This is a genomic window from Aliiroseovarius sp. ABM4_368, from assembly GCF_056161205.1.
Genome location: NZ_JBSWYR010000001.1, coordinates 519415 through 537898 on the forward strand (window position 1 = coordinate 519415; position 18484 = coordinate 537898).

Here is an 18484-nt window from a genome sequence, read left to right on the forward strand (position 1 = left end):
AATGTGCGAAGTTAGTAGATACTATGCGAAATTGGTCAAATTCAACCGCTGCGACGCGGCAAATTACCTTTCTGGCGTTCCAGCAGTTTTCGAACCACGGGCTTGCCAACCTGATGGAGCCGTTTCGCGCGGCCAATTCCCTGTTGGGCAGACCTGCCTATCGGTGGGAGATTATCACCCCCGATGACGGGCCGGTCACGTCTTCCAGTGGATTGCCGGTGATGCCCACAATATCGCGCAAGGATATGGGGCGGGGGGACCTGCTGTTCGTGATCTCAAGCTACGGTCAGAAGGATCTGGCGACCCCTGCGGTAAGCGCCATGTTGCGCGGGCTTTCACGTCAGCATGGGCGTGTGGGCAGCATCGACACGGGCAGTTGGTTGCTGGCTCAGGCGGGGCTGTTGGACGGGCGGCGGGCCACCATCCACTTTGATCTAAGCGACATTTTCGCCGAGCGCTTCCCGAATATCGAGGTCGAGCGGATGCGTTGGGTCGAGGATGGCGATCGGATCACTTGCGGCGGCGCGATGGCTGGCTTCGATCTGTCTTGCGAGTTGATTGGGCAAGATCACGGCGCGGCTTTGGTGCTGGAAATCGGGCAAATGTTTATGTCGGGCATGCCCAGCCAGCCGCGCACGGTGTCGCGTTTGGGTGGGGATCGGCGGGCGGATCGTTGTCTGTCGGAAATGGCCGCGAACATCGAAACGCCTTTGCCGATGCCGGAACTGGCCCGCCGGGCGGGTTGTCGTCAGCGCGATCTTGAACAGCGGTTTCGCAAGCTTTTTGGCGCGTCGCCGCAGAAGGTCTATCGACGGCTCAGGCTGGATGCAGGCAAGAGGATGTTGCAAGAGGGCGGGCTGGCAGTGGCCGAGGTCGCGCTTCGCTGTGGATACGCGGACGCCAGCGCCTTCGCCCGCGCCTTTCGCGAGGAATACGGAGCGCCGCCCCGTGCGTTTCTAGATCGCGGCATAGGTTACGGCAGCGGGTAGGCGCCGATGATGGGGCCATGCAGGGCGATCAAAGCCGCATAGGCGGCAAGGCCGATTGCCACCCGAAACAGCCCGTTCAGGCTGGGGCGAAACTGCCGCGTGGTGTTTGCCAGCTGTTGCCATTCCGCGGCCCCCAAAACACGTTTTTGTCGCCGGTCGATGATCCTCATCCCAAGGGCAGAAAACCCTGCGAAAATGCCAAACAGGATCACATGGGCAAGGTTGCCATTGGGCAGAAGATGCCCCACGGCCCAGATCAGCAGTACCACCAAAAGCGGGTGGCGCATCCAACCTATGATGCCGGGGGCAAGCGGATCATACAGGTGATTGTTGCGCCCGCCGAAGGACAGCGGATTGGGACGGGCGATGGCGAGGGCTGCGATAATTGTCGCCAGTGCCATTGCAAGAAGTGTCACGTGGTTTCGCCACGGCGCCCACGGCCAAAGCTGCACGATTGGCGCGTGGTTTGCGGCGTAGATCACAATGCCAAGGGCGGCGATGGACAGCGCCGAATAGGCAAGCGTGAACCCGCGCGCACCGATGCGGGCTACGATCCACGCCTTGTTGGTAGGTCGCACTGGGATCGAATGCGTCAGGAAAAACAAAATGATCGCAAGGGTATAGAGTATCCATCCCGCCATGTTTGCTTGTCCTTGCTTGGGGTGTCTTAGCCAGCAGAGCGCTTAGTGCGTGATGCGGAATTCTTCCAGAAAACAGGCACAGCCTGTCAATGCCGCATAGTCGTCAGTCACAAGGCGGATGGGGAACTGATCCAGAAATGGCCCAAAGCGCCCCTTGTCCTGCCATGCCGCTTCGAACCCGGTCTGATCCAGCCATGGGGTGATGGCGCGTGACATGCCGCCCACCAGATAGATGCCGCCAAAGGGCAGGGTGGTCAGGGCCAGATCACCCAGTACGGTGCCAAGGAATTTTGCGAACAGGTCAATGGCCTCTTTCGCTATGGCATCCCCGCCCGCTGCGGCGTTAAACACCTGCGCCGAGGTCGCGCCAACGGGCTGGCCCGCCTTGTGGCGCAGCCAATCGTGGCAATGTCCAAGACCGCGCCCGGACAGCGCGTCTTCGATGGCGGCATGACCGAAACGGGTGCGGATATAGTCCGCGAAGACAAGCTGTTCCGCATTGCTGACGGGCAGGGTGGCGTGACCGCTTTCGGCAGGGGGCACCAGCCGTCCGCCCGGCGCTTGATAGGCCACGGCCGAGTTGAACCCGGTGCCGATGCCAACGACAAGATGCGCAGCCTCGGGGCTGGCGGATTGGCCCGGGCGTATCACCTCGATATTTGTGGGGGCGATAGAGCCGACCGCATGGGCCTGCGCCTGAAGGTCGTTCAGCACATGTGCATCCTGTGCGCCTGTTGCTTCGGTCAAAGACACGCCGTCGATGGTCCAGTCCAGATTCGTCAATCGCCCGGCGCCATCGCGCACGGGACCGGCAATGGCGACAGCCACTTGTTCCAGCGGCACATCAGCGTGCTGGTCGCAGTAAGTCGACAGGATCTCGGTCAGGCTGGCGTGGTCCGCATTGGGGAACTTACGAACGCTATCGGGCAAAACTTGTCCGTTTTGCGCGATGGCAACGCGCGTGTTTGTGCCGCCGACATCCGCGACGATCGTGTGGTGGGGCATCAGCGTTTCAAAGCCTCTTTGACAGCGTCAAACGATGCCTTCGGATAGCGGTTTAGCGTCTTCCAGTCCACATGTAGCAGACCAAATCGTGGCGCATATCCCAGCGCCCATTCGTAATTGTCTAAAAGCGACCAGATGAAATAGCCTTTCACCGGTAAACCTTGCGCCAATGCAGCCTGTACTTGTTCCAGATGAGCAGCCAAATATGAGATGCGATCAGGGTCGGACAGTGGATCGCCCGTCAGTTCCGTTTGCCCGGCCATCCCGTTTTCGGTCACATAGATCGGCAAGTCGCCGGTGTATTCGCGCTGCACCATGATCAGAAAATGTGACAGGCCTTCGGGATAGACCTCCCAACCCATCGCGGTTTTGGGCAGGGGACCTTCGACCTCGACCGTGGCGGGCCAAGGGGTGCCCTCGGGGGCGGGGTCATAGAGCTTGCGGGTATAGTAATTCAGCCCGATCCAATCGAGTGGCTGGGTGATCGTATCGAAATCATCCTGCCAACCCTCCGGCAGATGCGTGCCAAGACCGTCCAATACCTCGTCCGGGTAGCAGCCTTTGGTGATGCCGGAAATGAAGAAGCGATTATAGATCGCATCCTGCACCTTTGCAGCTTGTCGTGCCCCATCGATTTCGCTTGCAGGGGCTGCGAACTCCATATTGCAGACCGCGCCAAGGTTCTTCATGCCCAGCCCGCGCATGACCTGCGTGGCGCGCCCGTGGGCCAGCAGCACGTGATGCATGGCGCGGGCGGTGGCGCGGATGTCACGCAGACCGGGCGCGTGGGCCCCTTCGAAATGCGACAGCCACGACACACACCAAGGTTCGTTGATGGGGGCGGCGGACCAGACGCGGTCTCCGATCCGGGACATGAGAACCTCGGTATAATCCGCGAACCAACTGGCAATATCACGATTGCGCCAGCCACCAAGGTCAGACAGGGGCGAAGGAAGTTCCCAGTGATAGAGCGTCGCGGCGGGTTTGATCCCGCGCTCTAACAGCCCGTCGACCAAGCGGTCATAGAAGTCCAGCCCCGTGGCATTGGGCGTGCCGCGCCCCTCGGGCAACACGCGGGCCCAACTGGTCGAGAAGCGGTAGACGTCGAAGCCTGCATCCTTCAACAGGTCCAAATCCTTGTCCAGCCGGTTCAGATGATCGCAGGCGATGGCTCCGTTTTCCGCCCCCACCACATTGCCAGGAGTGGCCGCGAAATCGTCCCAATGGGTGCGCCCGGCACCCCCTTGGGCGTGGCCTTCAATTTGATAGGCCGAGGTTGCGGCGCCGAACAGGAATTCGGCTGGAAAGTCAGAGCGATGTGGCAGCATCATCAAGTTACCTTGGGTGAGGGATTGATTAGGGATCACGGCGCGCGGGGCCGGTTGACATTCCCAAAGTCAGCTCGGCTTCAAGCAGGATTTCGGTCGGGCTGTCCTTGCCGTTGATGATGTCGATCAGCATCTGTGAAGCGCGCCGTCCCGCCTCGCGGACCGAGGAACGGGTGGCGGTAAAGACAGGGATATCTGCGCCGTTTCGGAAGTAACTCAGGTCGTCGTCATAGGTGATTAACGACACGTCGCGCCCCATGGTCAGGCCCATTTCCTCGATCCCGCGACGCACGCCAATGGCCATGATGATCGAGCTGGCAAGGATCGCGGTGGGGGGGGCTGGACGCGCCAAAAGGGTGCGGGTCAGGTCGTGACCCTGTGCTTCGGTCATCTCGCCAGAAAACATCAAGGAGGGATCCGGGGCGATACTGCGCGAGGTTAGAGCGGCCTCGTACCCTGCACGGCGGCGGGCGGCAAAGTCCATATGCTCCAGCCCGTTCAAAAGTGCGATACGTTGGTGTCCCAGATCCAACAACAGCTCGGTCGCACGCTGAAAAGCGCGTGTGTTGTTCACGTCGACCCATGCGTAAGGGGCGGTGGCGTTGGTGCTTCGCCCATGCACCACGTAAGGAAGGCCCAGATCGTTCAGAAGGGGAATACGCGCATCATTCAGGCTGGGCGCGTGGATGATCAACCCGTCCACATTCCGCTTGGTGGCAAAGCTGCGATAGGCCTGTTCCTCGTCATCATCGGACACAACCGACATCAGCATGTCAAAGCCATTTCGGGAATACACCTCGCCTGCGCCAGCAGTGAAATCCGCAAAAACTGGGTTTACCATCTCGTGCTTGGCGCTGATGGGAATTACGTGCCCGATGGCCATGGCACGACCCGTGGCCAGCGCGCGGGCGCGGGTATTGGGGGCGTATCCATGGGCGCGGGCGGCGGCGGCGACCTTCTTGCGTGTAGCTTCGGATACTTCGGGATAGCCGTTCAAGGCACGGCTGACCGTTGTCGGGGAAAGACCGAGCAGATCAGAGAGTTCCTTGAGTGTCATAGCGGGTTATCCAAAGCGTTTTGGGTGTCGATTTTGGTCGGAAACCAATAATGCTGTGCCCTAAGCTATTCCTGCGTTTGCTGAGATGTAAAGGTAAAAAACATCAAAATGGTGGCGCTAACACACCTGTTGACAGGAATCGCTTTAGGGGCGACTGTTGGTTATTCAAAGCGCTTTGGGGATTTTCTGTAACCCCTCGGGCGCACCGGCTTAGTTCGGTGAAACATCATCGAAACCGATGAAATGTCGTGGGAGGACATTATGAAGAACGTGTTTTACGCAAGCGCCGCGGCGCTGGCCTTGTCGGCTGGTGCAGGTTTTGCAGATGATCATCTGAAATTTGCGCCAGGCGAAGGCGCGTTCACCTGGGATAGCTTTGAAGCGCTAAAGTCTATGGACCTGTCAGGCGAGGTAATCACCGTCCTTGGCCCATGGCTTGGCCCAGACAAAGAACTGGTGGAAAGTGTTATCCACTATTTTGAAACCGCAACTGGCGCGGATGTACAATACTCTGGCTCGGACAGCTTCGAGCAACAGATCGTAATTGATGCCGAAGCCGGCAGCGCGCCCAATATCGCTGTCTTCCCGCAGCCGGGCCTTGCGGCTGATATGGCGTCGAAAGGGTTTTTGGCGGCCTTGCCGGCTGGCTCTGACGACTGGGTTCGCGAAAACTATGCCGCCGGGCAAAGCTGGGTTGATCTGGGAACCTATGATGGGAAAGACGGAACGCCGGCACATTACGGGTTCTTCTATAAAGTCGATCTGAAATCTTTGGTCTGGTACGTGCCTGAAAACTTCGAAGATGCGGGCTATGACGTGCCGCAGACGATGGAAGAGCTGAAGGCGTTGACAGATCAGATCGTGGCGGATGGCGGCGTGCCGTGGTGCATCGGTCTGGGATCAGGTGGGGCAACGGGTTGGCCTGCGACGGATTGGGTCGAAGACATGATGCTGCGCACGCAGACGCCTGCCGACTATGACGCTTGGGTGTCCAATGATCTGAAGTTCGATGACCCCAAAGTGGTCGCCGCGATCGAAGAGTTTGGCGCGTTTGCCCGCAATGACGCCTATGTCTCGGGCGGGGCGGGGGCTGTTGCCACCACCGACTTCCGCGACAGCCCGCAAGGCATGTTCGCGTCGCCTCCGCAGTGTTACATGCACCGTCAGGCCAGCTTCATTCCCAGCTTCTTCCCGGAAGGCACCGAAGTGGGTGTGGACGCAGATTTCTTCTATTTCCCGGCCTATGAAGGCAAGGATCTGGGCAAGCCCGTCTTGGGCGCTGGCACCGTCTGGGCGATCACGTCTGACAGCAAAGGCGCGCAGGCCTTTATGGATTTCCTGAAATCCCCCATCGCACACGAGGTTTGGATGGCGCAAACTGGCTTCTTGACCCCGCATAAGGGCGTGAACAGCGGTGTCTATACTGACCCGACTGTGGCCAAGATGAACGACATATTGCTGAATGCAGACACCTTCCGTTTCGACGGGTCAGACCTGATGCCGGGCGCGGTTGGCGCGGGTGTTTTCTGGACCGGCATGGTTGACTATGCGGGTGGCAAGGATGCCGCCGAGGTTGCAGCGTCGATCCAGTCTACTTGGGACTCGATCAAGTAAGATGAACTGATAAGCACGTCCTTGGCGGATATATCCGCCGGGGACATCCAAGCCGATTGCCCATCGGTTGGAGGGAGGGGACATGCAACAAGCCATCTTCGCGCTATCCACGATCATCATCGGTGTCTTTGGATGTGTCGCCTATTTTTATTTCTCGAACATCATTCTGGATCGGCTGTTGCCCGCAAAGGGTCCGAACGCTGGACGGAACATCAACCGGGCGAATGCCATCCGCCCTTGGCTGTTCGTCTTCCCGGCGCTGGCGATCCTGTCGATCTATCTGCTTTATCCCGTGGTCTCGACCTTTCTGCTCTCGCTGCGTGATACGAAGGGCGAGTTTATTGGCGCGGGCAACTACACATGGCTGGCCGGGGACGAGAAGTTCCGCGAAAGCCTTGTAAACAACCTGCTTTGGCTTCTTGTTGTGCCCGCCGCCTCGACCTTCTTTGGTCTGGTGGCCGCCGGTCTGACCGACCGCATCAAATGGGGGCAGGCGGCGCAAAGTCTGATCTTCATGCCCATGGCGATCAGCTTCGTCGGAGCGGCGGTGATCTGGAAGTTCATCTATGACTATCGCGGCGCGGGTCAGGGCGAGCAGATCGGCCTTCTGAACGCGCTGGTTCAGGCGTTTGGCGGCGAGCCACAAGCGTGGATCACGCTGCCGTTTTGGAACAATTTCTTCCTGATGGCGATCCTGATCTGGATACAGACGGGCTTTGCCATGGTGATCCTGTCAGCTGCCCTGAAAGGCATCAGCGAAGAAACGATCGAGGCCGCGTATCTGGACGGCGCAAGCCCGCTTCAGGTCTTTTTCAAGATCAAAATCCCTCAGATCTGGGGCACGATTGCGGTGGTCTGGACGACCATTACAGTGACCGTCCTGAAGGTCTTTGACATCGTCTTTGCCATGACCAACGGCCAATGGGGCACGCAGGTTCTGGCCAATCTCATGTATGACTGGATGTTCCGCGGCACGCCTGATTTCGGGCGCGGATCGGCCATTGTTGTGGTGATCATGCTTCTGGTCACGCCGGTCATGGTCTGGAACATCTACAACGCTCATAAGGAGACACGCTGATGGATATGGCAGGGGGCAAATCCCGCCTGACATGGGCGGTCAATCTGTCGGCAGCCGCGCTGGTGCTGTTGTGGATCATCCCGACGGTGGGGCTTTTGATCAGCTCGTTTCGGGATCGGGACGCGATTTCGACCTCGGGCTGGTGGACGGCTTTGTCGGCGTCTGAGAAGAACGTGATCGAACGCGCCTTGGCGCCCGGCGAGGCGAAGCTGGAAGGCGACATCTGGGTGCTTGAAGGGCAGGTGCTGGCAGGGCAGGGCGTGAGTGTCACGGCCTTTGGTATCACCTCAAAGGAGCCGGAGGCCTTCGCGCCCGGCGACACCGCAACCCACGCGCGTGGGCATAAGATCACCGTGCAGGCGGATGGGACCTATCGCATTGAATATGCGGAAGAACCCAGTGGAAGCCGGGGCCAGCGCCTGTTCGTGCGGGCCGAAACGCCACCGGGCTTTACCTTGGACAATTACCGCGAGGTGCTTTTTGCCGAGGGCATGGGGCAGTCGCTGATGAACACGCTGACCGTGACCATCCCTGCCACCATCATTCCCGTGCTGGTCGCCGCCTTCGCCGCCTATGCGCTTGCGTGGATGGAGATGCCGGGCCGCGCACTTCTGGTCGCAGCCGTGGTAGGCCTGCTGGTCGTACCGCTTCAAGTCGCCTTCATCCCGCTTCTAAAGCTGCATAACGGGGTCGGGCTGGGCAAAGGCTATCTGGGCATCTGGCTTGCGCATACGGGATTCGGATTGCCCTTGGCGGTCTTTCTATTGCGAAACTATATGGTGGGCCTGCCGGGCGAGATCATCGAAAGCGCCCGCGTGGACGGGGCCACAGATTTCCAGATCTTCCGTCGTATTATTCTGCCGCTTTCCTTCCCGGCGCTGGCCTCTTTCGCGATCTTCCAATTTCTGTGGGTTTGGAACGACCTTCTGGTCGCCAAAGTCTTCCTTGGCACCGGCGAGGACGAGCTGGTCATGACCGGTCGCATCGTGGAGCTTCTGGGCTCGCGCGGGGGGGATTGGGAAATCCTTGCGGCCTCGGCCTTCGTGTCCATCGCGGTGCCAATCTTCGTTTTCTTCTCACTCCAACGCTATCTCGTGCGCGGCCTGCTGGCCGGTTCCGTCAAAGGGGGCTGACACATGAACGCAACCGTTTCTCAACAAGATATGAGACACCTGACCAAGGACACCGATTGGTGGCGCGGCGCGGTGATCTATCAGATCTATCCGCGCAGTTATCAGGACGATAATGGCGATGGGGTGGGGGATCTTGCAGGGATTACGCGCCGTCTGCCACATATCGCGTCGCTGGGCGTGGATGCAGTTTGGATTTCTCCGTTCTTCAAGTCCCCGATGAAGGATTTCGGCTATGACGTGTCGGATTACTGCGACGTGGACCCGATGTTCGGCACTCTGGATGCGTTCGACCAGCTGATCAGCGCGGCCCATGGGCTTGGGCTGAAAGTGATGATCGACTTGGTGCTCAGCCACACGTCAGACCAGCACGCATGGTTTCAGGAAAGCCGTCAGGATCGCGAGAACGACAAAGCCAACTGGTATGTCTGGGCCGAGCCGAAACCCGATGGCACCGCGCCGACCAACTGGCTGTCGATCTTCGGCGGTTCGGCGTGGCAGTGGAACGGGAAGCGGCAGCAATATTACATGCACAACTTCCTGACCTCGCAGCCTGATCTGAACTTCCACGAACCCCAAGTGCAAGAGGCGCTGCTGGACGTGGCGCGGTTCTGGCTTGAGCGCGGCGTAGACGGGTTCCGCCTGGACACGATCAATTTCTACACCCACGACGCCCAACTGCGCGACAACCCACCGCTTGCGCCCGAGGATCGCAACAGCACGATTGCGCCCGCGGTGAACCCCTATAACCACCAAGAACATCTCTATGACAAGAACCGGCCCGAAACGCTGGACTTCCTGCGCAAACTGCGCGCGGTGATGGAGCCTTATGGCGCTGCGGCAGTGGGCGAAGTGGGGGATGCCCAACGCGGTCTGGAAATCATGGGCGACTACACCCGTGGCGATGATCTGGTGCAGATGTGCTATGCGTTCGAGCTGTTGTCGGGCGATCAACCTGATGCGGGTTTTATCGCCGATCTCATGAACAAAGTGGCCGATGTCGCGCCGGACGGCTGGGCCTGCTGGGCTTATTCGAACCACGATGTCGCCCGCCACGCCACCCGCTGGGAGCTGTCCGATCAGGCGCAACGCCTGTTCATCACGCTTCTGATGTCCTTGCGTGGCTCGGCCTGTATCTATCAAGGCGAAGAGCTGGGTCTGGCCGAGGCCGAAGTCGCGTTCGAAGACCTTCAAGACCCCTATGGCATTGAGTTCTGGCCCGAATTCAAAGGCCGTGACGGCTGCCGCACGCCGATGGTGTGGGACAGCACCGCGCCGCAAGGGGGGTTCTCGTCCAACGCTGACACGTGGTTGCCTGTGGCCGAGGATCACTTGCCCTTGGCGGTCGATCAGGCCGAGGCCCAGAGTGACGCGTTGATCCATCACTATCGCGACGTCATCGCTCTGCGCCGCGCCCATCCCGCGCTTGCTAAGGGCGAGATGCTGGATCTTCTGTCGGATGGGCCGCTTTTGCAGTTTGAACGCCAGCACGGGGACGAACGGATCCTATGTCAGTTCAATCTTGGCAACACCCCGATCATCGCGGACCGTCTCGGCGGTGACTGGCAAATGCTGATCGGCGATGACACAGCCGGCATCCCCGCTTGGGGCGCTCGGATTATGAAAGAAGAGGTATAGCCATGGCTGATCTGAAGCTAACAGATGTTGTTAAAAGCTATGGTAATGTGAATGTCCTGAACGACATCAATTTGGACATCCAAACGGGCGAGCTGATCGTCTTCGTCGGGCCGTCTGGCTGCGGGAAGTCGACGCTTCTGCGGATGATTGCTGGGCTCGAGAAGATCACCGACGGCACTTTGGAAATCGACGGGCAGGTCGTCAATGACGTCCCCCCCAGCCAACGCGGCATTGCGATGGTGTTCCAATCCTACGCGCTCTATCCGCATATGACGGTGCGCGATAATATGGCGTTTGCGCTGAACATCGCGAAGAAATCAAAGGCCGAGATTGACGCCGCCGTCGACAAAGCCGCCAGTGCATTGCAGCTTGGGCCATATCTGGATCGCCTGCCAAAGGCGCTTTCCGGCGGGCAACGGCAGCGCGTCGCCATTGGCCGCGCGATTGTGCGCGATCCCAAGGTCTATCTGTTTGATGAGCCGCTTTCGAACTTGGATGCAGCCCTGCGTGTCGCAACCCGGATCGAGATCGCGCAGCTGAAAGAGGCGATGCCCGACAGTACCATGATCTATGTGACCCATGATCAGGTCGAGGCGATGACGCTGGCCGACCGTATCGTGGTTCTGGCCAACAAGGGCATCGCGCAGGTGGGCAGCCCGCTGGAACTTTACGAACGTCCCCGGACCGAGTTCGTGGCACAATTCATCGGCTCGCCTGCGATGAACCTTCTGCCTGGCAAAATCACCGCCACTGGCGCGAACACGCAGGTCACTCTGGACGCCGGCGGTGTGGCCACGACCCAGATCGCCACGACCGAGGCCGACATGGGCCGCGTGGTCAATCTAGGCGTCCGCCCCGAGGATTTCGTGATTGCCGAGGATGACGCGATCTTCGAAGGCGAGGTCGAGATTGTCGAAGCCTTGGGCGAGGTTTCGCTTCTGTATCTTCCTGCGAAAATGTCCGTGGGCGAGGGCGCAGACAGCGCCAACCAGACCCACCTGATCGCCAAACTGCCCGGCATTCATGATGGGCTGAAGGGCCAGAATGTGCGCCTGACGGCGGAACCGTCGAAGCTGCAAATTTTCGCGGATGGCGTGACGATGCGAACCTGAGGACTGGCCAACCTCTCCCACACCACTCACATGGCCAAAGGGTCGCAGAGGATGCTCTGCGACCCTTTCAAATGCAAGGCAGCGCCCCCATCCGCGCTTGCCCATCCGCGCCCCGGTTGCTATTGCGGGGGACGAGATTTCGGACAGGGAACGAACCCATGCGGGCAGAGGCTCAGAACAACGTTGATGCAATCGAGAAATCCTTGGCGCTTTTGCGGCAGCGGATCGGTTGGGAAACGGCGGAACATCGGTTGGAGGAATTCAACGCGATGACCGAGGACCCTGACCTGTGGAACGATCCCGACCGGGCGCAGAAGCTGATGCGCGAACGTCAGTCTCTGTTGGATTCCGTCAATGGTTACAAGGCCATGGCGCAGGACATGCAGGACAACATTGACCTGATCGAACTGGGCGAAATGGAAGAAGACGACGAAGTCGTTGCCGAGGCCGAGGCCGCTTTGGCTGCTCTGGTCAAGAAAGCCGCCGCCGCCGAGCTGGAAGCGCTGCTGGACGGCGAGGCGGACAGCAATGACACGTTCCTCGAGATCAACTCGGGCGCGGGCGGGACGGAAAGCTGTGACTGGGCGTCGATGCTGGCGCGGATGTATGTCCGCTGGGCTGAAAAGCAGGGCTATAAGGTCGAGCTTCAGTCGGAAAGCGCGGGCGAAGAGGCGGGGATCAAGTCCGCGTCTTACAAAATCTCAGGCCACAACGCCTATGGCTGGCTGAAATCGGAAAGCGGTGTGCACCGTCTGGTGCGGATTTCGCCATATGATTCCGCGGCCAAGCGGCACACCTCGTTCAGCTCGGTCTGGGTCTATCCCGTGGTCGACGACAATATCGAGATCGAGGTGAACCCGTCCGATATTCGCATCGATACCTACCGGTCCTCGGGCGCGGGCGGCCAGCACGTAAACACGACGGACTCGGCGGTCCGGATCACGCACATTCCAACGGGCATCGTTACGACCAGCTCGGTGAAATCGCAGCACCAAAACCGCGACATCGCCATGAAAGCGCTGAAATCGCGCCTGTATCAAATGGAACTGGATCGTCGGAATGCCGCCATCAACGAGGCGCATGAAAACAAGGGTGATGCAGGCTGGGGCAACCAGATCCGGTCCTATGTGTTGCAGCCTTATCAGATGGTGAAAGACCTGCGCACGGGGCACGAGACCTCTGACACCAAGGGCGTGCTGGACGGCGATTTGAACGCGTTCATGGCGTCGGTTCTGGCGCAAGATGTGGCCGGGAAATCGCGGGCCGAAGCCAACACGGACGAATAATCCCGCCCGAAAGACGGTAAAAAGCCCCGGTCAGGATCTCTGGCCGGGGCTTTGTTTTTCAAGCTGTTAGCCGTCGATCTTCGCCGCCATAATCGCGATGGCCTGCTGATAAACCGTCGCCGCGTTCCATTCCTTAATCACGCGGAAATTCGGCTGTCCTTGCTGATAACCTTTGCCAGGCTTCCAGCCTTTCTTGCGTAGAAAATTCGCCGTGGTCGCCATCGCGTCCGCCAGATTATACAGATCCACGCGCCCATCGCCCGAGGCATCGACGCCGTATTTATAGGCGTTTCCGGGCAGGAACTGAGTGTGCCCCAGCTCGCCATGTTTTGCGCCGCGCGTGTTGCCGGTGATTGTGCCCTGATCCACCAGTTTCAAAGCACCGATGGCGTGGGGTTTGAAGAAGTCCGAGCGGCGGCAATCGAAGGCCAGCGTGGTGATTGCGGACACAACCGGCGTGTTGCCCATGAAGCCGCCAAACCCGGTCTCCATCCCGTGGATGGCCAGCAGAACGCCGGCGGGCACTCCGTATGCTTTCTCAAGCGACTGATAGAATTTCGGGTTCTGCGCCAGTCGCTTGCGCCCCTGCGCTTCGATCGTGGCGGACCCTCGGATCTGCATGAATTTGGACAGGGAATAGCGGAAAGACTTTTGGTTGCGATCCGCGCTGATTGTGGCGGACGAATACTTGGCCGAGGCCAACGCCTGAAGCCCGCGTTTCCCCACGCCCGCCTTCTGCGCCTCTTTCGCGAAGCTGGCTTTCCACGCGTCAAACCCGGCCGAGGTATTGCTGCAATTAGCAGCCATGGCAGCGCCCGAAGTTAGGCAGATGGTACATCCAATGGCGATGAACTTTTTCATAAATAGCATGTCGAAATTCCTGTCACACAAAACGGCACGGGGCGCAGCGCCCTTGAAGCCATCCCTACGAAAGCGCGTTCGCGGTATCCGGGTCAAGCTTTTGTTCATTCTCGTCATGGGGCAGACGCGAATTTCTGGCCCAGATGTTCGTCGGCTGCATTCCTTAACACATTCAGAAACTTGACGGATGCCAAATGACCCGCAACACTCGGCCTGCGCGCGAAAAGAAAAACAATAACGTGCACGGAGGAGATATGTCTGACGCAACCCAATTGGAGGCCTCGCCGCCGCCAAATATCCAATCCATTTCCGTCTCGGATGTGCTGTCAGCCCTAAAGTCAGGAATTCAGGACTTCAAAACCGCACCCGCGTTCGGGCTGTTCTTTGCACTGTTTTTCGTGCTGGGCGGGATTGTTCTGTTTCTTCAACTCAAGGTGATAGATCAAAGCTATTCGATCATTCCTGTCGCCTTCGGCTTCCCGTTCCTTGCGCCCTTTCTGGCCGTTGGCATGTACGAGGTCAGCCGTCGGTTAGAGGCCGGAGCGCCGCTGGACTGGCCACAGATCTTGGGCGTGGTGTTTAATCAGAAAGACCGGCAGTTTCCATCGATTGCGATGGTGCTGATCATGGGCTTTCTGTTCTGGATCTTCGTGGCGCATATCGTCTTTATGCTTTTCATGGGGTTGCACCCTATGACCAACATCACCTCGAACTGGCAGGATGCGCTGCTGAGCAGAAACGGAATTACGATGCTGGCCGTGGGCAGCGTGGTTGGCGGCATCATGGCTTTCGTGGCCTTTGCCCTGACCGTGTGCAGCCTTCCGATGCTCTTAGACCGCGAGATGGATTTCATCTCGGCCATGATTTATTCGTTTCAGTCGGTGGTGCAGAATTTTGTCCCGATGTTGATATGGGGCGCGCTGATCGCGGTTCTGCTGGTGCTGGCGATGCTTCCTTTGTTCTTTGGCCTTTTCATCGCGTTGCCCATACTGGGTCATGCAACCTGGCACCTGTATCGCAAGGTCATGTCGTTCGACGATTGATCGCTGCAAGACTTGCAACAAAAAAAGGCCGCCCACGGGGCGGCCTTTGCATTGGTATGTCCAAATAAGCTCTGGCTTAGGCTTTCTCGGCCGGGGCAGGGGCCGCGGTCTGAACCTTTTTCGAGGCACCCGAAAGCGGGTCGTCTTGACGTTGAACCGAGCCTTCGAAATGCGCACCGCTTTCGATGGCGATGGTTTTGTGGATAATATCACCTTCGACACGCGCGGTCGCGGTCAGGCGGACCTTCAGGCCACGCAGCCGGCCAATGATGCGGCCGTTGATCACAACGTCATCACCAATCACTTCACCGCGTACGGTGGCGCCTTCGCCAACGGTCAGTTGGTGGGCGCGGATGTCGCCTTCTACGGTGCCTTCGACGATGATGTCGCCGGTCGATTTGACGTCGCCCTTGATGACAATGTCAGACGACAGCGTCGATGCGGGCGGCTTGGCTTTCGGGGTCGAAGACGGCACGGGCGGTGTTGATGCCTTGGGGGGCATCGCTGGCTTTTCAGCCGCGGGAGCCGCCGCAGTTGTGTCCTGTCCGCCGGCTTTCGGGCCGGGCTCGTTGATCTTGCTTTTAGAAAACATCGCGTGCTGCCTTGATATAGATCATGGGGTTGATCGGACGTCCGCCCACGCGCACTTCATAGTGAAGATGCGGCCCGGTCGAGCGTCCACTGTTTCCAATATCACCAATTCGCTCCCCGCGCGAGACCCTTTGTCCTTTGCGCACGTTCATGCGCGACAAATGGGCGTAACGGGTTTCAATACCGAACTCGTGTTGGATTTTGATAAGCCGTCCATAGCCCGAAGACCATGCGGCGTGAATGACGACCCCATCTGCCGGTGCATAAACCGGGGTTCCGATAGGGGCGGCAAAATCTGTGCCATTATGCATCCGGCCCCAGCGGGTGCCAAAGCCAGACGTGAAGCGGAAGTTCGACTTCACAGGCATGCCAAAGGGCATTTTCTGGGCGGCGATGCGATAAAGGTTCATGCGGTCAAGCTCGCCCAGAATGCGGTTAGCGCGTTCTGTGTAGGCGTCAGGTGCACCGCCGCTGGTCGATAGGATCAGCGGGGTCAGCGGGCCACCCTGACCCGAGTATCCTCGGCGGATCTGCCCAAGAATGTTGTCTACAGACATACCCGACTTGGCAAACATTTTGTCCAGTGGTTCCAGCGAGATTGACACCGCGTCTTCCAGTTGGCGGAAAATCTGGTCGTTGCGCTCTTCGCGCAGACGGGCCTCGTACATCATGTCTTGGGCGAATTGCTCGGACTGGGCGGCGTTGGCAGCGATCTTGTCGCGCTCGGCAGCGGTGCGGGCCAGTTCCTCGGTCATGAAGGCCAGCGTTGCGTTGCTGGCGGCAGAGGGGGCGCCGGGGGCGGCGCTATCCGCGTTTTCACGCGCTGCGGCCAGCATCTCTTCCAAGCTGCCTTTGGCCTGATCGCGCTCGCCGATGGTGCGGCGCAGGGTGGACTGGATGACGCCAATGCCGGTTTCCAGCTCGCGGCGACGTTCTTCAGATGCCAACAGCTCGCTTTGCATTTCCGAAATCTGCGAAAGCGCCAGATTGAAGCGTTCTTGGGCGGCAATCGCCTCGACGCTGCGGGCGTCGCGTTCTTCGGACAGGGTTTGAACGCGCTGTTCGTAAAGCTGTTTGTCCCGCTGGGCTTGGTCGCGCAGGTTGCCCGATCCAATCGAATCCATCAGCAGCACGGCGGTTGCGATAATCGACCACGCAAAGAACGCGGCCGAGCCGGTCCAGCCAAGTGCTTGTGTCAGAGGAGACAGTCGAATGAATCGCGTTCCGTCCTCGGATCTCAGGAAAAGTCGCTGCTCGGGGAAAGCCCGCTCGAGCAGATGATTGGTCTTGGTGATCAAGTGGTTATGCAATGTGCAATTCCCAGTGTCGTCCCTAGTTCCCCTGTCTGTGGCGGTTGGATGCTCTTGAAGGCATTCCGACAGACCCGTGGTGCTTAGCGTGGAGCCTTCGCGCACGCAAGAAAATTTGGGGAATTCATCAACTTGCCGCAGCGAAACGGGCAATTTTCTGCCGATTTATTGCTATCAGAACAGGTGTGATGTGGTCAGGAAATCCTGTCCCACAATATCTGGTGTCAGATCTTGCGGGGCATTCTGATTTTCAGCAAGCGGTTGCGTCAATTTGGCGTACCGCGTTGACGGTCCAAGGCTTCCTCGGCAAGGGGCCAGTAAAAGTCCGGCGGCAACCCGGCCTCGGCGCGTTTTTCTTCGTTGAAAGGGGGCTTTAGCGCGCCGTGGAAATAGGTGAGCACAAGCTGGTGGAACGTGTCTTTCGGGTCAAGTTCGTGACGCCCACAAAGGAAGTGAAACCACTTGGACCCATAGGCCACATGGCCGACTTCCTCGGAATAGATCACTTCCAGCGCGGCCACCGTGTCAGGCAGGTTTGCCTTGCGGAAAATCTCGATCATGCCGGGGGTGACGTCCAGCCCGCGTGCTTCCAGTACCATCGGCACCACAGCGAGCCGACCCAGAAAATCTGTGGCCGTATCTTCCGCCGCGCGCCACATGCCCGCATGAGCGGCCAGCGCGCCATAGTGGCTGTCCAAGGCTTCAAGACAGTCGCATACAAGATTGAAATGCTTGGCTTCTTCATCAGCGGCTTTCACCCAGTCATCATAAAACCCAAGCGGCATCGGCGTGTCGGTGAACCGCGCGATGATATCCCAATGAAGGTCCACCGCGTTCAGTTCGATATGTGCCACGGCGTGCAGCAAGGCGATCTGACCGGGACGCGCACCCGGACGGCGGCGGGGTACATCGCGCGGGTCTTTCAGCTCGGGCTTTTCCGGACGCGCGGGGAAGTCAGGCGGGGTGGCCTGACCGATGACGCGCTCGCGGTCCTGCAAGGGGGATGTGATCTGACCCGCCTCGCGTGCAGCAAACCATGTGGCGGCGTATTTGCGTGCCAAGGCGGTTTTTTCGCGCCCGTCTGCGGTGCGAAGAATCTCGTTTGCCATTTCGGCCAAGGGCTTTGGCAGGCCGGTCATGCGCCCGCCACCAGTTCGCGCGCAGTGTCCAGAACATCCTGCGCGTGGTCTTTCACTTTCACCTTGGTCCAAACCTGCGCAATGCGGCCATTCGCGTCAATCAGAAATGTCGAGCGCGTAATGCCCATATAGGTGCGACCATAGTTCTTCTTTTCGCCCCACGTGCCATAACGTTCACAGACGTCACCTTCGGCATCAGAAAGCAAAGGAATGGCCAACGTGTGCTTTGCGCGGAAGTTCTCGTGCTTTTTCAAGCTGTCTTTCGACACGCCCAACACCTGCACGCCAAGCGCTTGGAACTCGGGCAGCAGCGCGGTGAAGTCCAGCGCTTCGGTGGTGCAACCGGGGGTGTTGTCCTTGGGATAGAAGAACAGAACCACCGGCTTGCCTGCCAATTCGGACAGGGTCACAGGGTCGCCGCCATCCTGCGGAAGGGTGAAATCCGGCGCGATGTCGCCAATTGCGGGCAGGGTCTGGGTCATGTTTCTGGAACTCCTTCCGTTAAGCCGTTAGAACCGTTGCAAAACATATGCTGGCGGTGCTGAGCGTAGCAACGAACCGATTTGCGCGGTGGCATTGTGCCGATGGGGCGGTAAATCCGGGCTCGTGCCCTTATTCAGGACTTTCCCCGTCTTGGTATTTTGGGCAGAATGATTGAAAAG

The 18484-nt window shown here is 59.1% G+C and carries 17 protein-coding genes; 8 read left to right on the forward strand and 9 right to left on the reverse strand.

Annotated elements, in window-relative coordinates; translation table 11 throughout:
* Nucleotides 1–23 precede the first annotated feature (23 nt).
* Nucleotides 24–989 (forward strand): GlxA family transcriptional regulator, encoded by a 966-nt coding sequence (locus ACXAH3_RS02615; RefSeq protein WP_474860511.1) that lies wholly within the window; start codon nucleotides 24–26, stop codon nucleotides 987–989.
* On the opposite strand, the gene ACXAH3_RS02620 is transcribed toward ACXAH3_RS02615, so the two are convergent.
* The 4 genes from ACXAH3_RS02620 to ACXAH3_RS02635 are packed head-to-tail and all read right to left on the reverse strand — an operon-like array spanning nucleotide 974 to nucleotide 5020.
* Nucleotides 974–1630, reverse strand: coding sequence for an NnrU family protein (locus tag ACXAH3_RS02620; RefSeq protein WP_474860512.1), 657 nt, complete (start codon nucleotides 1628–1630; stop codon nucleotides 974–976). The two genes, ACXAH3_RS02615 and ACXAH3_RS02620, sit on opposite strands and share 16 nt — an antisense overlap.
* A gap of 42 nt (nucleotides 1631–1672) precedes the next feature.
* On the reverse strand, nucleotides 1673–2635 hold the full coding sequence (locus ACXAH3_RS02625; protein ID WP_474860513.1) for a glucokinase: 963 nt from the start codon (nucleotides 2633–2635) through the stop codon (nucleotides 1673–1675).
* Nucleotides 2635–3963, reverse strand: a complete 1329-nt coding sequence (locus ACXAH3_RS02630) for a GH1 family beta-glucosidase (protein ID WP_474861141.1) — start codon at nucleotides 3961–3963, stop codon at nucleotides 2635–2637. Before ACXAH3_RS02630 ends, ACXAH3_RS02625 begins: the two co-directional genes overlap by 1 nt.
* A 28-nt stretch (nucleotides 3964–3991) precedes the next feature.
* Entirely contained in the window at nucleotides 3992–5020 is a 1029-nt protein-coding gene (locus ACXAH3_RS02635) for a substrate-binding domain-containing protein (protein ID WP_474860514.1), read from the reverse strand.
* Between the two features lie 261 nt (nucleotides 5021–5281).
* On the opposite strand from ACXAH3_RS02635, the gene ACXAH3_RS02640 reads away from it, so the two are divergent.
* From ACXAH3_RS02640 to prfB, 6 genes are all read left to right on the forward strand, one after another.
* Nucleotides 5282–6634 carry an ABC transporter substrate-binding protein gene (locus tag ACXAH3_RS02640; RefSeq protein WP_474860515.1) on the forward strand — a complete coding sequence of 451 codons (1353 nt, stop codon included), beginning with the start codon at nucleotides 5282–5284 and terminating at the stop codon, nucleotides 6632–6634.
* Between the two features lie 82 nt (nucleotides 6635–6716).
* Nucleotides 6717–7712 carry a carbohydrate ABC transporter permease gene (locus ACXAH3_RS02645; RefSeq protein ID WP_474860516.1) on the forward strand — a complete coding sequence of 332 codons (996 nt, stop codon included), beginning with the start codon at nucleotides 6717–6719 and terminating at the stop codon, nucleotides 7710–7712.
* A complete protein-coding gene (locus ACXAH3_RS02650) occupies nucleotides 7709–8845 on the forward strand; it encodes a carbohydrate ABC transporter permease (RefSeq protein WP_474861142.1) in 1137 nt (378 codons plus the stop codon). Before ACXAH3_RS02645 ends, ACXAH3_RS02650 begins: the two co-directional genes overlap by 4 nt.
* Nucleotides 8846–8848: 3 nt before the next feature.
* Entirely contained in the window at nucleotides 8849–10480 is a 1632-nt protein-coding gene (locus ACXAH3_RS02655; RefSeq protein WP_474860517.1) for an alpha-glucosidase, read from the forward strand.
* A 2-nt stretch (nucleotides 10481–10482) separates the two neighbouring features.
* Nucleotides 10483–11592: an ABC transporter ATP-binding protein gene (locus ACXAH3_RS02660; RefSeq protein ID WP_474860518.1), complete on the forward strand. Its 1110-nt coding sequence runs from the start codon at nucleotides 10483–10485 to the stop codon at nucleotides 11590–11592.
* Between the two features lie 158 nt (nucleotides 11593–11750).
* Nucleotides 11751–12878, forward strand: a complete 1128-nt coding sequence (gene prfB, locus ACXAH3_RS02665) for a peptide chain release factor 2 (protein ID WP_474860519.1) — start codon at nucleotides 11751–11753, stop codon at nucleotides 12876–12878.
* 66 nt (nucleotides 12879–12944) lie between these two features.
* Here the strand turns inward: prfB and ACXAH3_RS02670 are convergent, their stop codons facing one another.
* Complete coding sequence (locus tag ACXAH3_RS02670) at nucleotides 12945–13739, reverse strand: lytic murein transglycosylase (RefSeq protein ID WP_474861143.1); 795 nt, start codon at nucleotides 13737–13739, stop codon at nucleotides 12945–12947.
* 254 nt (nucleotides 13740–13993) lie between these two features.
* On the opposite strand from ACXAH3_RS02670, the gene ACXAH3_RS02675 reads away from it, so the two are divergent.
* Nucleotides 13994–14782, forward strand: coding sequence for a DUF2189 domain-containing protein (locus tag ACXAH3_RS02675; protein ID WP_474860520.1), 789 nt, complete (start codon nucleotides 13994–13996; stop codon nucleotides 14780–14782).
* Between the two features lie 76 nt (nucleotides 14783–14858).
* On the opposite strand, the gene ACXAH3_RS02680 is transcribed toward ACXAH3_RS02675, so the two are convergent.
* From ACXAH3_RS02680 to bcp, 4 genes are all read right to left on the reverse strand, one after another.
* Nucleotides 14859–15374: a bactofilin family protein gene (locus ACXAH3_RS02680; protein WP_474860521.1), complete on the reverse strand. Its 516-nt coding sequence runs from the start codon at nucleotides 15372–15374 to the stop codon at nucleotides 14859–14861.
* Nucleotides 15364–16683 carry a DUF5930 domain-containing protein gene (locus ACXAH3_RS02685; RefSeq protein WP_474860522.1) on the reverse strand — a complete coding sequence of 440 codons (1320 nt, stop codon included), beginning with the start codon at nucleotides 16681–16683 and terminating at the stop codon, nucleotides 15364–15366. Before ACXAH3_RS02685 ends, ACXAH3_RS02680 begins: the two co-directional genes overlap by 11 nt.
* Before the next feature lie 266 nt (nucleotides 16684–16949).
* Nucleotides 16950–17822, reverse strand: a complete 873-nt coding sequence (locus ACXAH3_RS02690) for a ferritin-like domain-containing protein (protein ID WP_474860523.1) — start codon at nucleotides 17820–17822, stop codon at nucleotides 16950–16952.
* Nucleotides 17819–18304, reverse strand: a complete 486-nt coding sequence (gene bcp / locus ACXAH3_RS02695; RefSeq protein WP_474860524.1) for a thioredoxin-dependent thiol peroxidase — start codon at nucleotides 18302–18304, stop codon at nucleotides 17819–17821. Before bcp ends, ACXAH3_RS02690 begins: the two co-directional genes overlap by 4 nt.
* Nucleotides 18305–18484: the final 180 nt, after the last annotated feature.